The following is a 13,792-nucleotide window of genomic DNA, read 5'->3' as shown; positions in this document are numbered from 1 at the left end:
TTACGCCGCGGGTTCGGCGATGTCTGCGGTGGTTTCCACGTGCAGGGCGTTATTCTGCCAGACAAAGGTGAGACTTCTCAGCAGGTCGGTGCGGTAGACCTCTGCACCGACCTCGGCAAAATTTTGCAGCGCGGCGCGGTGCGGGTGGCCGTAATCGTTATCAAGACCGCAGCTGACGGCCACGGCCCCGGGCCGGACGGCCTGCAAAAAGGCAAGGCTGTTGGAGGTGTAGGAACCGTGATGCCCGGCCTTGAAAAGGGTGGCGTGCAGCGTGGCTCCGTAGGTGTCAAGAAGACGCTGTTCGGCGGCTTCTTCGGCGTCGCCGGTGTCCAGAAAACGGAAGTCACCGGCGGTGAACAGCGTGCAGAGCGAAGCATCGTTGACGTTGTCAGCATCATCACTGCCGCCCTGCAAAATGTCCAGCGTACCGCTGCCCAGCGGGAAGCTGTCCCCCGCGGCGGCGGTGATGATCTCCGCACCGCTGTCTGCGGCGTAGTCTGCCAGATGGCGCGGCCAGTCTGCGGTTTCCTCGCCGCTGGGCTGCCAGCTCGGCAACAGCACGGCAGCAACCGGGAAATTCTGTAAAATCGCCCGGACGTTGCCGGTGTGGTCCGCGTGGGGATGGGTCAGCACAAGATAGTCCAGTGTCTCCACATTAAGGGTCTGCAAATCATAGAGCAGCGCATCCTCTGCCTCGGCGGGGCCGGTATCAATCAGGCAGCAGGAGCCATCCTGACAGAGCAGCACGGCATCCCCCTGCCCGACATCCAGTACATACACGGTGGTGGTACCGTCTGATGCCTGTGGGGCGCTTTCCTCGGTCTGCAGGGGCACACCAAGGCGGGCACGCAATGTTTGCCAGGAAGGAACGATTCCCTTGCCGCCTGCAAACTGTATGACAAAGGCAACAATGACCAGCATACCGGCCAGAACACAAGCCGCAAGGCGGCGCAAACACTTACCCGTCATACTGGCCGTTGAGCTTTCGCTCCTCCCACTCGGATTTGGTTACCAGCACGGTGCGGGGCTTGGCTCCCTCATAGGGGCCGATAATCTTTTCTTGCTCCATCTGGTCCATAATGCGGGCGGCGCGGGCGTAGCCCAGCTTACAGCGGCGCTGCAGCAGGCTTGTGCTGGCCTGCCCGGCGTCAATCACGCACTCGACTGCCTGTTCAAACATGGCATCCAGTGCGCCGCCTGCCTCGCCGTCATCGTCACTGCCCTTTTTGCTGCCCTTCTCGGCAACAGCACGGCGCTCCATCTCGGCAATCATTTCCTCGTCATACTGGGCGGTGGAAGTGGACTTGATGAAGCTCAGCACGGCACCAATTTCCTCATCGGTCACGAATGTGCCCTGTACACGGACAGGCTTGGACGCACCCACCGGCAGGAAGAGCATATCACCGTTGCCCAGCAGCTTTTCAGCGCCGCCGCTGTCCAGAATGGTGCGGCTGTCGATCTGGCTGGAAACAGCAAAGGCAATACGGCTGGGGATGTTGGCCTTAATCAGGCCGGTGATAACGTCCACGCTGGGGCGCTGGGTGGCAACAATCAGGTGAATACCGGCGGCGCGGGCCTTCTGCGCGATGCGGCAGATGTAGTCCTCGACCTCCTTACCGGCCACCATCATCAGGTCGGCCAGCTCGTCAATGACGATGGCAATATAGGGCAGATGCTCCAAACCGGTCTGGGCAGCCAGCTTGTTGTAGGCCTTGATTTCGCGGACGTTGTTCTCCGCAAAGAGCTTATAGCGGCGCTCCATCTCGGCCACGCTGGCACCCAGCGCACCGGCGGCCTTGCGCGGCTCGGTGACAACCGGCATCAGCAGATGAGGGATGCCATTGTACTCGGCCAGCTCAACCACCTTCGGGTCGATGAGGATGAGCTTGACATCCTCCGGTCCGGAACGGAACAAAAAGCTGATGATGATGGAGTTGACGCAGACAGACTTACCGCTGCCGGTAGAACCTGCAATCAACAGGTGCGGCATCTTGCACAAGTCCGCGACCTGTGCCGTACCGGCAATGTCCTTGCCGAGCGCCATGGTAAGCGGGCTGCGCATATTGATATAGTTCTGGGACTCGAACACCGCACGGATATTGACGGTGGAACGAATTTTGTTGGGAACCTCAATGCCGACAGCGGGCTTGCCGGGAATGGGCGCTTCAATGCGCACGCCGGCGGTGGCAAGGTTCAGCGCAATATCGTCCGCCAGACTTGTGATGCGGCTGACCTTGATACCGGCCTGCGGCTGCAGCTCATACCGGGTGACGGACGGGCCGCGGCAGATGTCCAGCATTGTGGTCTTGACGCCGAAACTGTCCAGTGTGTTGACAAGAATGTCGGCGTTCTTCTTCATTTCGCGGGCGGCTCCGGCTTCATCGTCAGGGCGCGTGGCGTTAAAGAGGTTCAGAGACGGATAGCAGTAGGGTTCCGGCGGCTGCTCCTCCGCTGTGGGCAGACGCATGGCCTCGGGCGCGGCCTTGGCCGCACAGGGCGGCGTATGGATGGGCGCACCGGCCGAGTTGCCCACGGCGGTGCTGACCCGCACGCGGGCGGCCTCGCCCTGCTGGGGCACGGTGAAGCTGCTCTGGGTTGTTTCTGCGGCGGGTCTGGTCATGGTGGCGTAGGTCTGCGCGGCTGCATCGGACGGCTGTACGGCAGCCTGCGGAGCAGAATTGCCCTGTACGGCGGCGGGCTGTGCAGCGGGAGCCGGGGTGAATTCGGCGTCCACGGCGGGGGCGGCCTGCACGGAAGCTGCGGGTGCAACAGGTGTAGCCGGTGTTGCAGGCGAAGCAGGCGTGGAGAGCTCTGCCTGCATGGCGTCCAGCATTTCCGAGACGGAACGCCCGGACTGCCATGCGGCGCTGACCACGCTGCCGGTATCACTGAAGCTGCCGCCCAGCGTCGGGATAACCGGGGCTGCGGGCCGCAGGGGCTGCTGCACAGGCTCGGCTGCGTACGGTACAGCAGGCTGTGCACCCAGCACGTCACTGCCCTGATACTGTGCGGCCATACCGGCAGCCAGTTCCTCCGGAGAAATAACGGTGGTGTCCCCCGGCACGCGGCCGGTCATATCGAGCTTGGGCAGTTCTACCGGAGTCTGGATGATTTCCTCCTCGGGCTCGACAGGCACCAGTGGTGTGTCAAACTGCGGCTGTGCTGCGCTTTGTGCAACGGGGGTAAGCGGCGTTTCAAATTCGGAGGGCTGCGGCAAATCTAGTGTTGTCTCCGCACTGACCTCCTGCGGCGTGTAGTAGGGTGCGTGGCCGCTTACGGCACGATTGATGAGCGCATCCAGCTCGTCAATCGGGGCAGACTGCCCGGCAGCCACGGAAGGCACTGTGTCATCTGCAGGCTGCAATGCAAGCTCAAAGCTCTCCTGCGGGGCCGGTGCGGGCGCAGGCTGCGAGGAACGCGTGCTGTAGTGTACCGGGCTGGTGCTCTTGTTGGAAAGCGGGTCCATGCCGAAGGTGCCGCCCGGGCCGATGTTGACCGGCTGCAGCGGGTCATCATTCTCCGCCTTGGCGCGTGCACTGTCCGAGGCAGAGGGGCCGAGGTCGACATCAAACTCGGCGCGCTGCGGGGCGGCAGGCTGGGCCGCAAAGGGGGCCTGCGGTACAACCGGCGTCACAGGGGGCACATAGGCCGCCTGCTGCACCGGCTGTTGCTGGATGGGCGCGGCCTGCTGCTTCGGGAAGCGGCTGGTGTCCGCAATGACATCGTACACAGGGTGGTGCGGGCGGTTTGCGGTATCGGGTAGCTCCCCAGTCAGATTCTCAACGGTCTCCTCCTCCGGCTCGGCATTGAAAAGGCGGGTGTCATAGGCGGTTTCCGCCTCGGCACGGCTGGCCTGCGCCTGCTGGAATTTCTGGTACAGAGAATTGACGAACAGCACCACATCCGCCGGGGTGATGGCAAAGAAGAACATCAGGCCCAGCAGGAATACAAGGAGCATGAGAATATTGGAGGCCGGGCGGCCGAACAGCGCCAGCAGGGTGGCACCGATGGGCGCACCCAGAACGCCGCCCTCCCAGAAATAGGTGCCGCCGCGGGTGAACAGCATCTTGATAATTTCCCCGACCTTAAGCCCCTCCACATTCAGATTAGAGAATATGACCGGCACGCTAGCGCAGAGCACCCCCATCAGGGACACCTTGCCCGCAAACATTGCAACGCGGTAGCCGGATGCCAGCAGATAGGCAAGGTACAGCAGGAAGGGGCCGACCAGATAGGTGGTGACGCCGAAAATGCCGAAGTACCAGCTGCGCAGTGTGCGCCAGAGGTTCTGCCCGGGGACGAGCACAAGCGCAACGCAGAGCAGACCAAGGCCCACCAGCAGGACGCTGCGGGCAAGGTTTGGAGTCTCGGCACGGCGCTGGGCGCGGCGGGACGGCTGGCGGCTGCGTGCGGATGCACTGCTGCGCGCAGAGGAAGAACGCCCGCTGCTGCGGCTGCTGCCGGAGGAGGAGCGCTTTTTACTGCTGGAGCTTTTTGTGGATTTTTTGCCGGAACGAGATTGTGCCATGTTACTGTGTTCCCTCTCTTGTTTCTCAGTTGGCTTATTATATAAAAGGAAAGCCTGTAGGTTACAGACTGATAAGGACATACGACTTTTATTTTATCACGATTAGAAAATCTTGTAAAGCGAATTGAGGCGGCAGACGGTTACAAAAAAATAAATCCCCGCCCTGAGGGATGGGCGGGGATTTAAAGAAAGGAGGAGAAGAACACATGAAAAATGTGGGTAAAGCTATTTGACTTGGGGTTCATTTAGCTTGCAACTAAATTGTAACTGTTTTGTCACCAAATGTCAATAGCAAAATGTAATTATTTTGTAATTTCTCAATTTATTCACATTTGTGTCCGGCTCACTCCCCTGTTAATTCGCTGTACTCCTTGGTGGGTGCGTCGCCCCAGCTGGTTTTGCCGCTGGCGGCGGTGGCACCATCCCAGTAGTGGTAGGCGTAGATGTTCAAAATCTGCGCTTCCTGCCGGGACCAACCGCCGTTTGCGTCCTTGGGGCAGCGCTCATACACATACAGGGCGCAGCTGCCGTTTGCGGAGTCACGGTCGTACTGCAAAAATTCTACGGCGTCGTCGGTATCGTTCAGGATGATGTAGTCCTCCCCTTTTGCGGTCAGCTCGAACTCGTAGGTGGTGGAGGTTTCCTTCAGATAGGTTTCGTAGATCACGTCATAGCCGGTGCTGATGGGGTCTTTAGAGATGGTTTCTTCTGTGTCGGGGGCAGCGGTGGGTACCGGAGTCGGTTCTTCCTCGACGATGGCCGATTCTGTCGGGAGCGGCGTGGGCGCGGGAACGGTTTCTGCAGAGGTGCTGCAGCGGGCCAGTACGACCATGCAGGCATAGCCGAGGAGCAGGACACAAAGAAGGGCAAACAAAACGGAAAAGAGCGTTTCCTTCACCTTCGGCTTTCGCTTTTCGGCACAGCGCTCACGCATAAAATCCAGCACGCTTTCGGGACATTCGTTCTCACACAAGGCATAGCCGATACGGTTGGAGACCATCAGGCAGACGGAATGCTTCCGCACAATGACCCGGTAAAGGTCGTCATACCAAATCGTGCTTTGGGAGTAGGAGCTTTGCACTGTGAAGCAATCCTCGTAAAACGTGTAGTGGACGAGCTTGCCACGGGCGCTTTGGGTGGTTTTATACGCAGAAACCGCCACTGCACGTGCCATGATAAAGACAAAGGGAATCGAAAGAATCCCCAACACAAAGCCCCAAACCGAAAGAAAATTGACATACAAAAGCAGCAAGGCGACGTCTGCGGCAAGCTGCCACAGGCGCAGACGATTGATGAGAAGCATCCGCTTAACGTACATGGTTTGGGTGTTGTGTACATCCAACGTATAAAGCGGTGTGCCTTGCGGCTGATCCAGTTGCCAGGATTTTTGAGTATCCATGCAGGGTACATTCCTTTCGCTTGCATACAGATTTTTCCTAATTCTAGCACAAGGCAAAATCGCCGTCATGGACTATCTGCCAATCGGCAGGCGCAGCTCAGCGCAGGCACCATGCGTGCCGGAAAGGTTAGATAAAACCAGTGTGCCGCCGTGGAACTGTGCGACTTTTTTCGCAAAATACAGCCCTAATCCCTGATGGGCCGCGTCGCTGCGGGCGGCGTCGGTATAGAGCATTTCCCCTGCTTTTGCCAGCGCTTCTGGCGTGAAGCCGGGGCCGGTATCGGTCACGCGCAGGAGGAACCTGTCATTTTCTGCGGCAACGGTCAGTGTTACCGTGCCGCCGCGGGGCGTATGGTTCACGGCGTTCTCCAGAAGATTCTCCACGGCGCGGCGTAAATCATCCTCTGCGGCCCTGATGTGGCCCTGCCAGTGCTCCTCACAGTGAAAGTCTACCCCGGCAGGGGCACACAGGGCGCTGGCTGCATCGGCCAGCTGGGCAGTCAGTACGTGGCTGTCCAGCAAGCGCTGCGGCGCTGGCGGTGCCCCCACGGTGCGCAAGGCCGCCAGATACTGCTGTGCGCGCTGGGTACCGCGCAGAATGGCGTCCAGCTGTGCCTGCTGCCCGGCAGATGCCCCCTTCTCCGCCAGAAGTTCGGCGTTGCCTTGTATGACGGTCAGCGGTGTTTTCAGGTCATGGGCCAGTGCGGCAATCTGCTCGGTGCGCTGCTGCTCCATCCGCCACTGGCTTTGCAGGCTGTCCGTCAGCTCGCGGCCCATTGTCTGTAGGGCCTGCAAGGTAGCGGAAAATTCCCGGATGCGCACGCCATCCGTGTCAATTTGCTCCAGCTGCCGGGCGGCAATAGCATCTACAGCCGCGTTCAGCCGGGCAGTCTCTGCGGCAAAAGTGCGCACGGTGCAGTGGGTCTGCCAGCCCAGCCAAACGAGGATGAGCGCCGCCAGCAGCAAAATATAGCAGGTCTGGAAATCCGGCAGCGTGTCCCGCAGGGCCGGGTCAGCGTAGGGCAAGGCATAGTCGTACTGCAAAAGGCAAAAGCTTCCGTCCGCCATTTTAACATCGTACTGGTACTGCATCAGCACCAGATTGCCGCTGCCGCCGTGAAAGGCGTTGAGGGCAATTTTCAGCTGACGGGCGGTCATGTTGGTCTGCAGCACTGCGTCCTTCTGTACCACAGCCCAGCGGCATAAGTCGCTGATCTGCAGGGAATCGAATGTGTCAGCCGTCATCGAGGCCACAGTCTCCCGCGCGTCGGCGCAGGCCTGGGCGGACGCCACGGCAGGCAGCAGAAAACCGATGTCTATCAGCTGCATTAAAACGCCCCACCAGAGTACCAGAATCAGCGCGCACCCGCCGCCGCACAAAAGGAGATACCGCAGCAAAACACTGCGCAGAGATGTCAGTTTTCGCTTTGCCATTGGTAGCCCACTCCCCATATTGTTTGCAGCACCTCCCCTGCCCCGGCCGTGCGCAGCTTGGCGCGGATGTTCTTGATGTGCTGGGTGATGGCCGTGTCATCCGCTGTACCATCATAACCGAACACGGCTTCATAGATTTGTTCTTTGGAAAAGGTCTGCCCTGCATGGAGGGCCAGCAGCTCACAGATGGCGTACTCGGATTTTGTCAGGTGCAAAGGCGTGCCGCCAACACTGGCTTCCTTGGCGGAAAGATCCAGCGCCACCCCGCCGCGGGTAATCTTATGGGTCGGTGTGCGGTTCTGCCGCCGCAGGTGTGCTGCGACCCGCGCACGCAGCTCCGCTATGCGGAACGGCTTGGTCAGGTAATCGTCCGCGCCAAGGCCAAGGCCCATCAGCACCGACGGTTCATCGGTACGCGCGGTCAAAAATAAGATCGGCGCGTCAGTCTCGGCGCGGATGCGGCGGCAGACGGCAAAGCCATCCTCGCCGGGCATCATCACATCCAGCAGGATGCAGTCCGCCCACCGGCAGAGCGTATCGGTCAGCTGTGTGCCGGAGGTGCGCGTTTCTACGGTGTGGCCGTCACGCTCCAGCGCTGTTTTTAGCAGCGTACAAAGGTCGCGGTCATCATCGATTGCCAGAATGTTTGCCATAATAGCCCCTTTTATTGCAGTAAGCTGTAAACAAGACAGGATGCGCCGTAAAGCAGATAGATATGTGCTGGGTAGAACCAGTAAAACAGCTGCTTGTGGCCGCTGCCGCGCTGGCCGTTGTACAGCGCCATGCCGATAACGGCAAAAACACCGAGCCACTCATAGTTGACTGTGAACATCTGGGAAAAGGCGAAATCCGGCAGACTGTGAACCTGCAGATAGACCAGCACAAAATCGCACAGGAAGGTCATGGCCGCCCAGACGGTCAGCTGCAGGCGCTTGTGGCCGTACAGTGCATACAACACAACGCCCCCGGCCAGAAAAGCCCAGCCGCCGTCGGTGATGGATGTCCACAAAGGCAGCGGCGCGGTGATGACCCACGCCAACACGGCAGAGCCGATCGGTGCGTCCTGAATTTTGGGAAAAAGCATCAGCAGCGCTGCGATGCAAAACGGCCAGAGGATCGGCATGGCAACAGCCAGTGCGCCCCGTACAAACCGGCGCTGGCGCAGCCAGTCAATGCCCTGCCAGATTATGCAGAGCAGCATCAGATCCTGAAAAATGGCATTCAGCGGGTAGAAGCCGTCCCCGCGGCGGAAGGCCCCTGCATAGATCATAAAAAATTCCACAGTGCCCATCGCAGCGCCGATGGCCCAGATACGCAGGAAGTAGCGCCTGCGGTCATGGGTATGGGCGAAGCCCTCAACAGTGCAGAACAAAAACAGCGGTGCGGACAGCCGTGCCAGCATACTGAACCATTCCGGCACAATGCCGGTAAAGTCAAAAAAGTAATGGATGTGATCCATAACCATCAGTACCAGCGCAATCGTTTTGAGCGCCGTGCCGGTCAGGCCGAATTTTTGCTTTGTCATAATAATAACTCCTTTACATTGTTTCTGTAAACAGTGTAACAGGGGTTTGTGTAGAAATTATAAGGGTTTGAAGGTAATCTGTGCTTCAAAGGCAGATTTTCCGCTGCGTTCGCCGTCAAAATAGAAGCTGCCGTCTGCCAGCTGTGCACGGCGCAGGGTGAAGCTCTCCCCGCGGGGAACCTCTCTGTGGTAGCTGATGGTGAAATCCTGCAGCTCTGCGGTATCCCAGACCTGCCACGGAATGGCGTCACAGACAATATCCGCATAGCGGGTATTGTTCAGATGACCGTTCATATCACAGCGGGAATAGCTGGCGGTCTGCTCACCCAGAGGCTCGCAGTCCTCCTGCGCAACGCGGGGCAGTTTTATGGGCAGCTCGGTGGGCACATCCTCGGCCCATTGGTCGGCAAACTGCTCCGGATGCTTGCGCAGGATGATGCGCTTCTCAGTGTCGATGAGTACCCAGCGGCTGTCCATCACAACTACCTCCTGCCCGGCGGCATCATAGAAATGAGTGATGCGCTTATTTACGGCGCGCTTGCAGCGCTCCGGCTGGGTCACAAGGGTGAGTTCCTCATCCACGCGGGGCAGGCGGATAACGTGCAGGGCCAGCTTTGCCAGCACATAGGCAGTGTGGGTTTCACGGTATAGCGCGTCATCCAGACCGACGGCCTCGGCGTGTGCGGTAGCGACCTGCTGGGCATAGCGCAGCAGCGCCCCCAGCTTGACATTGCCGAGGTGGTCGCCGTCCGTGCGGTAGACGGTGAATTTTTCTGTATAGGTGGTTTGTTTTTCGGGCATAAATGCGCCCTCCTTAAGAACAATATTTGATGAATCAAGAACAGTATAGCATACCGTCGCCGAAAATGCAAAAGCAGTGTGCCCGCACTCTGGCACACTGCTTTTAAAAATCAGTAGTTATCCCGCGTTTTCTTGCGCACCTTGCGCCAGATATTGAAGGCGGAAATGGCGATGGCCAACAACAGTAAGACAAGTACCATCCAGCCGCTGCCGCTCTCCTCGTAGCTCTTCATTTCGCTCCACTGGGCGTCCATTGCGGCGTTGATGTCCTCCGGCAGGGTCTCAAAGACCTCGGCCTTGTCCAGCACGTCTGCGCCTGGATAAGCAATATCGCTGTACTTCAGGTCATCGTCCAGCATCTCCCACACGGCGGTGATAGGGGTGGAATAGCCGATGAAGTCGCAGTTGGCAAGGCCCACATCCGGCTCACACAGGTAGTTGATGAACATCTCGGCGGCTTCCTTGTGCTTGGCGTTGGCCGGGATGCACATACTGTCGATGAAGAAGTTGACGCCCTCCTCCGGGTGGACAAAGGCCAAATCCGGGTTCTCGTCAATCATCGTGATGGCATCGCCCGCGTAATAGGGCGCCATGGCGGCCTCACCGCCCTCCATCTTGTCAAAGACTTCGTCCATGACGTAAGCCTGTACGATGTTCTTCTGCTCTTTCAGGGCGTTTGTGATGGCGGTGATTTCATCCACGGACTGCGGATTCATCGAAAGGCCGATGGTTTTTGCAGCAATAGCGTAGGCATCGCGGGAGTTGTTGAACATCAGCACATTGTTGGTGTACTCCACGTCCCACATATCAGCCCAGCTTGTGGGCGGCTCGTCCACCATCGTGGTGTTGTAGATAAGGCCGGTGGTGCCCCACATATAGGGCACGCTGTAGGCGTTGTCAGGGTCAAAGCTGCGGCCCAGATATTCCTCGCCGATACCGGCAAAGTTCGGGATATTGTCCATATCCAGCTCGGACAGCATCCCCTCGGAAATCATCTTGCCGACCATATAGTCGGAGGGAAAAATCACATCGTAGGAAACACCGCCGGATTTCAGCTTGGCGTACAGGCTCTCATTGGAATCGTAGGTGGTGTAGTTGACCTTGATGCCGGTCAGCTCCTCAAAGGCAGTGAGCACGTTCACGCTGTCATCCGAACCGTCAGAAATGTACAGGCCGTTGTTGTAGACGTTCAGCGTGATGCGGTCATTGGCAAAACGCGTCCAGTCATAGTCGCCGGAGACGGTGATATCTTCATTGATTTGAATATCCTCCGCGGCATACACCGGCGCGGCGCTCAGCATAGTTACGGTCAGCACCGCCAGCGCGGCGGCAGAAAGCTGTTTGAATTTCATCCTCAATGCCCCCCTTCGTCCAGCATGGCCTTGCGGATGGCCTTCTGATTGCGGCGGTAAGCGCGGGAGTCTGCAGCGTTGGAAATCAGGATAATGGCCAGAATGACGCAGAAGATAACCGCCGACAGAGCGTTAATCTCCGGGCTGACCTTCTTACGGGTCATCGAGTAGATGGCGATGGGCAGCGTCTGCATTGTGCCGGAGTTGAAATACGAAATCATAAAATCGTCAATCGAGTAGGTCAGGCAAATCAGGAACGCCGACAGAATGGCCGGGGAAAGCTGCGGCATAATGACCTTGAAGAAGGCCTGCCGCGGCGTGCAGCCTAAATCCAGCGCTGCATTGTACAGGCTGGGGTCCAGCTGACGCAGTTTGGGGCCTACATTAAAGATAACGTACGGCACGTTGAAGGTGATGTGCGCCACTAGCAGCGTTGTCCAGCCAAAGATGCCGCCCTCGCCGCCGATGCCGAAATTCTGCGCCATAACAAAGAGCAGCATCAGCGAAACGCCGGTGATGATTTCGGGGTTGACAACGGGCACATAGCTGATGTTGTTGATGATAAGCTGGCTGCGGCGGGACATGGAGTTGATGCCGATGGTGGCCAGTGTGCCCAGCACCGTGGCGATAATACTGGAAACCAGTGCCAGCACAAGGCTGAGCCCCAGCGCAGACAGAATCATCTCATTGTGGAACAGGCTCTTGTACCAGCCAAGGGTGAAGCCCGTGAAGTTGGAACGGGACTTGCTCTCGTTGAAGCTGAACGCAATCATGACTGCGATGGGCAGATACATGAAGCAGAACACCATAATGACGTAGGTGCGCATGAGCAGCGCGGAATGTCTCTTTGCCATCTCACATCACTCCTTCCATCTCGGACTCGTCAAAGCTCGAAGTGAAGCTCATGCAGAGCAGGACAATAATCATCAGCACCAGGCTCATGGCGGAGCCGAGGTTAAGGTTGTAGGAGTTACCCAGGAACTGCAGCTCAATCAAATCACCAATCAGCAGGTTGGAGCCGCCGCCCAGCATACGGCTGATAATAAAGGTGGAGACAGCCGGCACAAACACCTGCGTGATGCCGGTGGCAATGCCGGGGCCACTCAGCGGAACCAGCACCCGGAACAGAATCTGCCATACGTTGCAACCGAGGTCCTGCGCGGCCTCCACAACGGAATCATCAATCTTGGTCATGGCCGTGTAGATGGGCAGAATCATAAACGGCAGATAGTTATATACCATGCCCAGCACCACCGCGCCGGAGGTGTTAATCATATTGAAGGGGCCAAGGCCGAACAGGCCGAAAAATTTATTGATAAGGCCGTTCTTCTCCAGCAGGGTCATCCATGCGTAGGTGCGCAGCAGGAAGTTCATCCACATGGGCAGCATAATCAGCATCAGCATGATATGCTGCTTGTTGGCGCGCAGGCGGGAGAGAAAATAGCCGACCGGGAACGCCATAATCAGGCATACCACCGTGGAAATAGCCGCAAGAATCAGGCTGCGGGCAAACACGCTGGAATAGCGGCCAATCTGGGTCAGGTTATCAAAAGTAAACTGGCCGTCGGAGTTGGTCATGGCGTACCAGATTACGATGAGCAGCGGCACAACGGTGAAAATGGTCATCCAGACCAGATAAGGCCCTGCCAGCCAGCGGGAGGTTTTGGATTTGAGCATTTCTCACACCTCCGAACGCTTCATGATATGAATTTCGTCCGGGCCGATGTTCATGCCGATGAGCTCGCCGGGCTGGCTGGCCTGCGTGGAATGGATAATCCACTCATAGCCCTCCACATCGACGTGCATTTCAAAGTGAACGCCCTTGAAAATGACCTCGCGCACAAGGCCGGTCAGCATACCCACAGAGGGCGGCACAATCTGCACATCCTCCGGGCGGATAACCACCTGCACCGGCTCATTGGGCTTGAAGCCGCGGTCCACACAGGTGAAGTCATGCCCGCCGAAGTTGACAAAGAAGTCGCGCAGCATAACGCCGTCCACGATGTTGGAGTCACCGATGAAGCGGGCAACAAAGGCGTTCTTGGGTTCGTTATAAATATCCTGCGGGGAGCCAATCTGCTGGATTTTGCCGCCGGACATAACCACAACGGTGTCCGACATCGTCAGGGCTTCCTCCTGATCGTGGGTGACGTAGACGAAGGTGATGTTCATCTCGCGCTGCAGGCGCTTCAGCTCCAGCTGCATTTCCTTGCGCAGCTTGAGGTCAAGCGCGCCCAGAGGCTCGTCCAGCAGCAGAACGCGGGGCTGGTTCACCAGACTGCGGGCAATGGCAACACGCTGCTGCTGGCCGCCGGAAAGCTGGTAGATGCTGCGGCGCTCAAAGCCCTTCAGACCAACGGTTTCCAGCATTTCCAGAACCTTGGGGCGGATTTCGTCCTCCGTCATTTTTTTCAGGCGCAGGCCGAAGGCAACGTTCTCAAACACATTCAAGTGCGGGAACAGCGCGTACTTCTGAAACACCGTGTTGACAGGCCGCTTATAGGGCGGCATATTGGCGATGTCCTTGCCATCAAAAAAGACATTGCCCGATTTCGGGGTCACGAAGCCGGCAATCACACGCAGGGTGGTCGTCTTGCCGCAGCCGGAAGGGCCGAGGAAGGTGACAAACTCCTTGTCGTGGATGTCCAGCGAAAGTCCGTCCAGAACCTTCTGCCCATCGAAATCGACAACAATGTCTTTCAGAGATACGATCAGATTTTCATTCATTTTTATTGCATCCCCCTTTGCGGAAT

Annotated in this window: 11 protein-coding genes; all 11 read right to left on the bottom strand. The window is 58.1% G+C overall.

The genetic code is table 11. From position 1 onward, the window contains the following. The gene (locus NE623_RS01160; protein ID WP_256271030.1) at positions 1–969 is read right to left on the bottom strand and encodes a ComEC/Rec2 family competence protein; all 969 of its coding nucleotides are present in this window, start codon (positions 967–969) and stop codon (positions 1–3) included. Beyond that, positions 959–4,528 (bottom strand): DNA translocase FtsK, encoded by a 3,570-nt coding sequence (locus NE623_RS14840; RefSeq protein WP_370866660.1) that lies wholly within the window; start codon positions 4,526–4,528, stop codon positions 959–961. Before NE623_RS14840 ends, NE623_RS01160 begins: the two co-directional genes overlap by 11 nt. A gap of 343 nt (positions 4,529–4,871) precedes the next feature. Then, complete coding sequence (locus NE623_RS01150) at positions 4,872–5,927, bottom strand: YcxB family protein (protein WP_256271031.1); 1,056 nt, start codon at positions 5,925–5,927, stop codon at positions 4,872–4,874. A 72-nt stretch (positions 5,928–5,999) separates the two neighbouring features. After that, positions 6,000–7,361, bottom strand: a complete 1,362-nt coding sequence (locus NE623_RS01145; RefSeq protein WP_256271032.1) for a sensor histidine kinase — start codon at positions 7,359–7,361, stop codon at positions 6,000–6,002. Then, on the bottom strand, positions 7,343–8,014 hold the full coding sequence (locus tag NE623_RS01140; protein ID WP_256271033.1) for a response regulator transcription factor: 672 nt from the start codon (positions 8,012–8,014) through the stop codon (positions 7,343–7,345). The genes NE623_RS01145 and NE623_RS01140 overlap by 19 nt, the downstream gene beginning before the upstream one ends. A gap of 11 nt (positions 8,015–8,025) precedes the next feature. Further along, complete coding sequence (locus NE623_RS01135; protein ID WP_256271034.1) at positions 8,026–8,886, bottom strand: TraX family protein; 861 nt, start codon at positions 8,884–8,886, stop codon at positions 8,026–8,028. Between the two features lie 57 nt (positions 8,887–8,943). After that, complete coding sequence (locus tag NE623_RS01130) at positions 8,944–9,687, bottom strand: acyl-[acyl-carrier-protein] thioesterase (RefSeq protein ID WP_256271035.1); 744 nt, start codon at positions 9,685–9,687, stop codon at positions 8,944–8,946. 110 nt (positions 9,688–9,797) lie between these two features. Beyond that, positions 9,798–11,039 (bottom strand): ABC transporter substrate-binding protein, encoded by a 1,242-nt coding sequence (locus tag NE623_RS01125; RefSeq protein WP_256271036.1) that lies wholly within the window; start codon positions 11,037–11,039, stop codon positions 9,798–9,800. Positions 11,040–11,041: 2 nt separating this feature from the next. Beyond that, positions 11,042–11,893: an ABC transporter permease gene (locus tag NE623_RS01120; protein WP_256271037.1), complete on the bottom strand. Its 852-nt coding sequence runs from the start codon at positions 11,891–11,893 to the stop codon at positions 11,042–11,044. A gap of 1 nt (position 11,894) precedes the next feature. After that, the gene (locus tag NE623_RS01115; protein WP_256271038.1) at positions 11,895–12,716 is read right to left on the bottom strand and encodes an ABC transporter permease; all 822 of its coding nucleotides are present in this window, start codon (positions 12,714–12,716) and stop codon (positions 11,895–11,897) included. Positions 12,717–12,719: 3 nt separating this feature from the next. Next, positions 12,720–13,766 (bottom strand): spermidine/putrescine ABC transporter ATP-binding protein, encoded by a 1,047-nt coding sequence (potA, locus tag NE623_RS01110; RefSeq protein ID WP_256271039.1) that lies wholly within the window; start codon positions 13,764–13,766, stop codon positions 12,720–12,722. Positions 13,767–13,792 lie beyond the last annotated feature (26 nt).

Source organism: Gemmiger formicilis (genome assembly GCF_024462815.1).
GTDB lineage: Bacteria > Bacillota > Clostridia > Oscillospirales > Ruminococcaceae > Gemmiger.
Note: the sequence above shows the minus strand (reverse complement) of the source record. Positions and strands in the feature narration are given on the sequence as shown.

Excerpts from the sequence above, each read along its gene's own strand:
- NE623_RS01120 (WP_256271037.1), bottom strand. The coding sequence starts at position 11,893 with ATGGCAAAGAGACATTCCGCGCTGCTCATGCGCACCTACGTCATTATG.
- NE623_RS01150 (WP_256271031.1), bottom strand. The coding sequence starts at position 5,927 with ATGGATACTCAAAAATCCTGGCAACTGGATCAGCCGCAAGGCACACCG.
- NE623_RS01125 (WP_256271036.1), bottom strand. The coding sequence starts at position 11,039 with ATGAAATTCAAACAGCTTTCTGCCGCCGCGCTGGCGGTGCTGACCGTA.
- NE623_RS14840 (WP_370866660.1), bottom strand. The coding sequence starts at position 4,528 with ATGGCACAATCTCGTTCCGGCAAAAAATCCACAAAAAGCTCCAGCAGT.
- NE623_RS01145 (WP_256271032.1), bottom strand. The coding sequence starts at position 7,361 with ATGGCAAAGCGAAAACTGACATCTCTGCGCAGTGTTTTGCTGCGGTAT.
- NE623_RS01140 (WP_256271033.1), bottom strand. The coding sequence starts at position 8,014 with ATGGCAAACATTCTGGCAATCGATGATGACCGCGACCTTTGTACGCTG.
- NE623_RS01115 (WP_256271038.1), bottom strand. The coding sequence starts at position 12,716 with ATGCTCAAATCCAAAACCTCCCGCTGGCTGGCAGGGCCTTATCTGGTC.
- potA (WP_256271039.1), bottom strand. The coding sequence starts at position 13,766 with ATGAATGAAAATCTGATCGTATCTCTGAAAGACATTGTTGTCGATTTC.
- NE623_RS01160 (WP_256271030.1), bottom strand. The coding sequence starts at position 969 with ATGACGGGTAAGTGTTTGCGCCGCCTTGCGGCTTGTGTTCTGGCCGGT.
- NE623_RS01135 (WP_256271034.1), bottom strand. The coding sequence starts at position 8,886 with ATGACAAAGCAAAAATTCGGCCTGACCGGCACGGCGCTCAAAACGATT.
- NE623_RS01130 (WP_256271035.1), bottom strand. The coding sequence starts at position 9,687 with ATGCCCGAAAAACAAACCACCTATACAGAAAAATTCACCGTCTACCGC.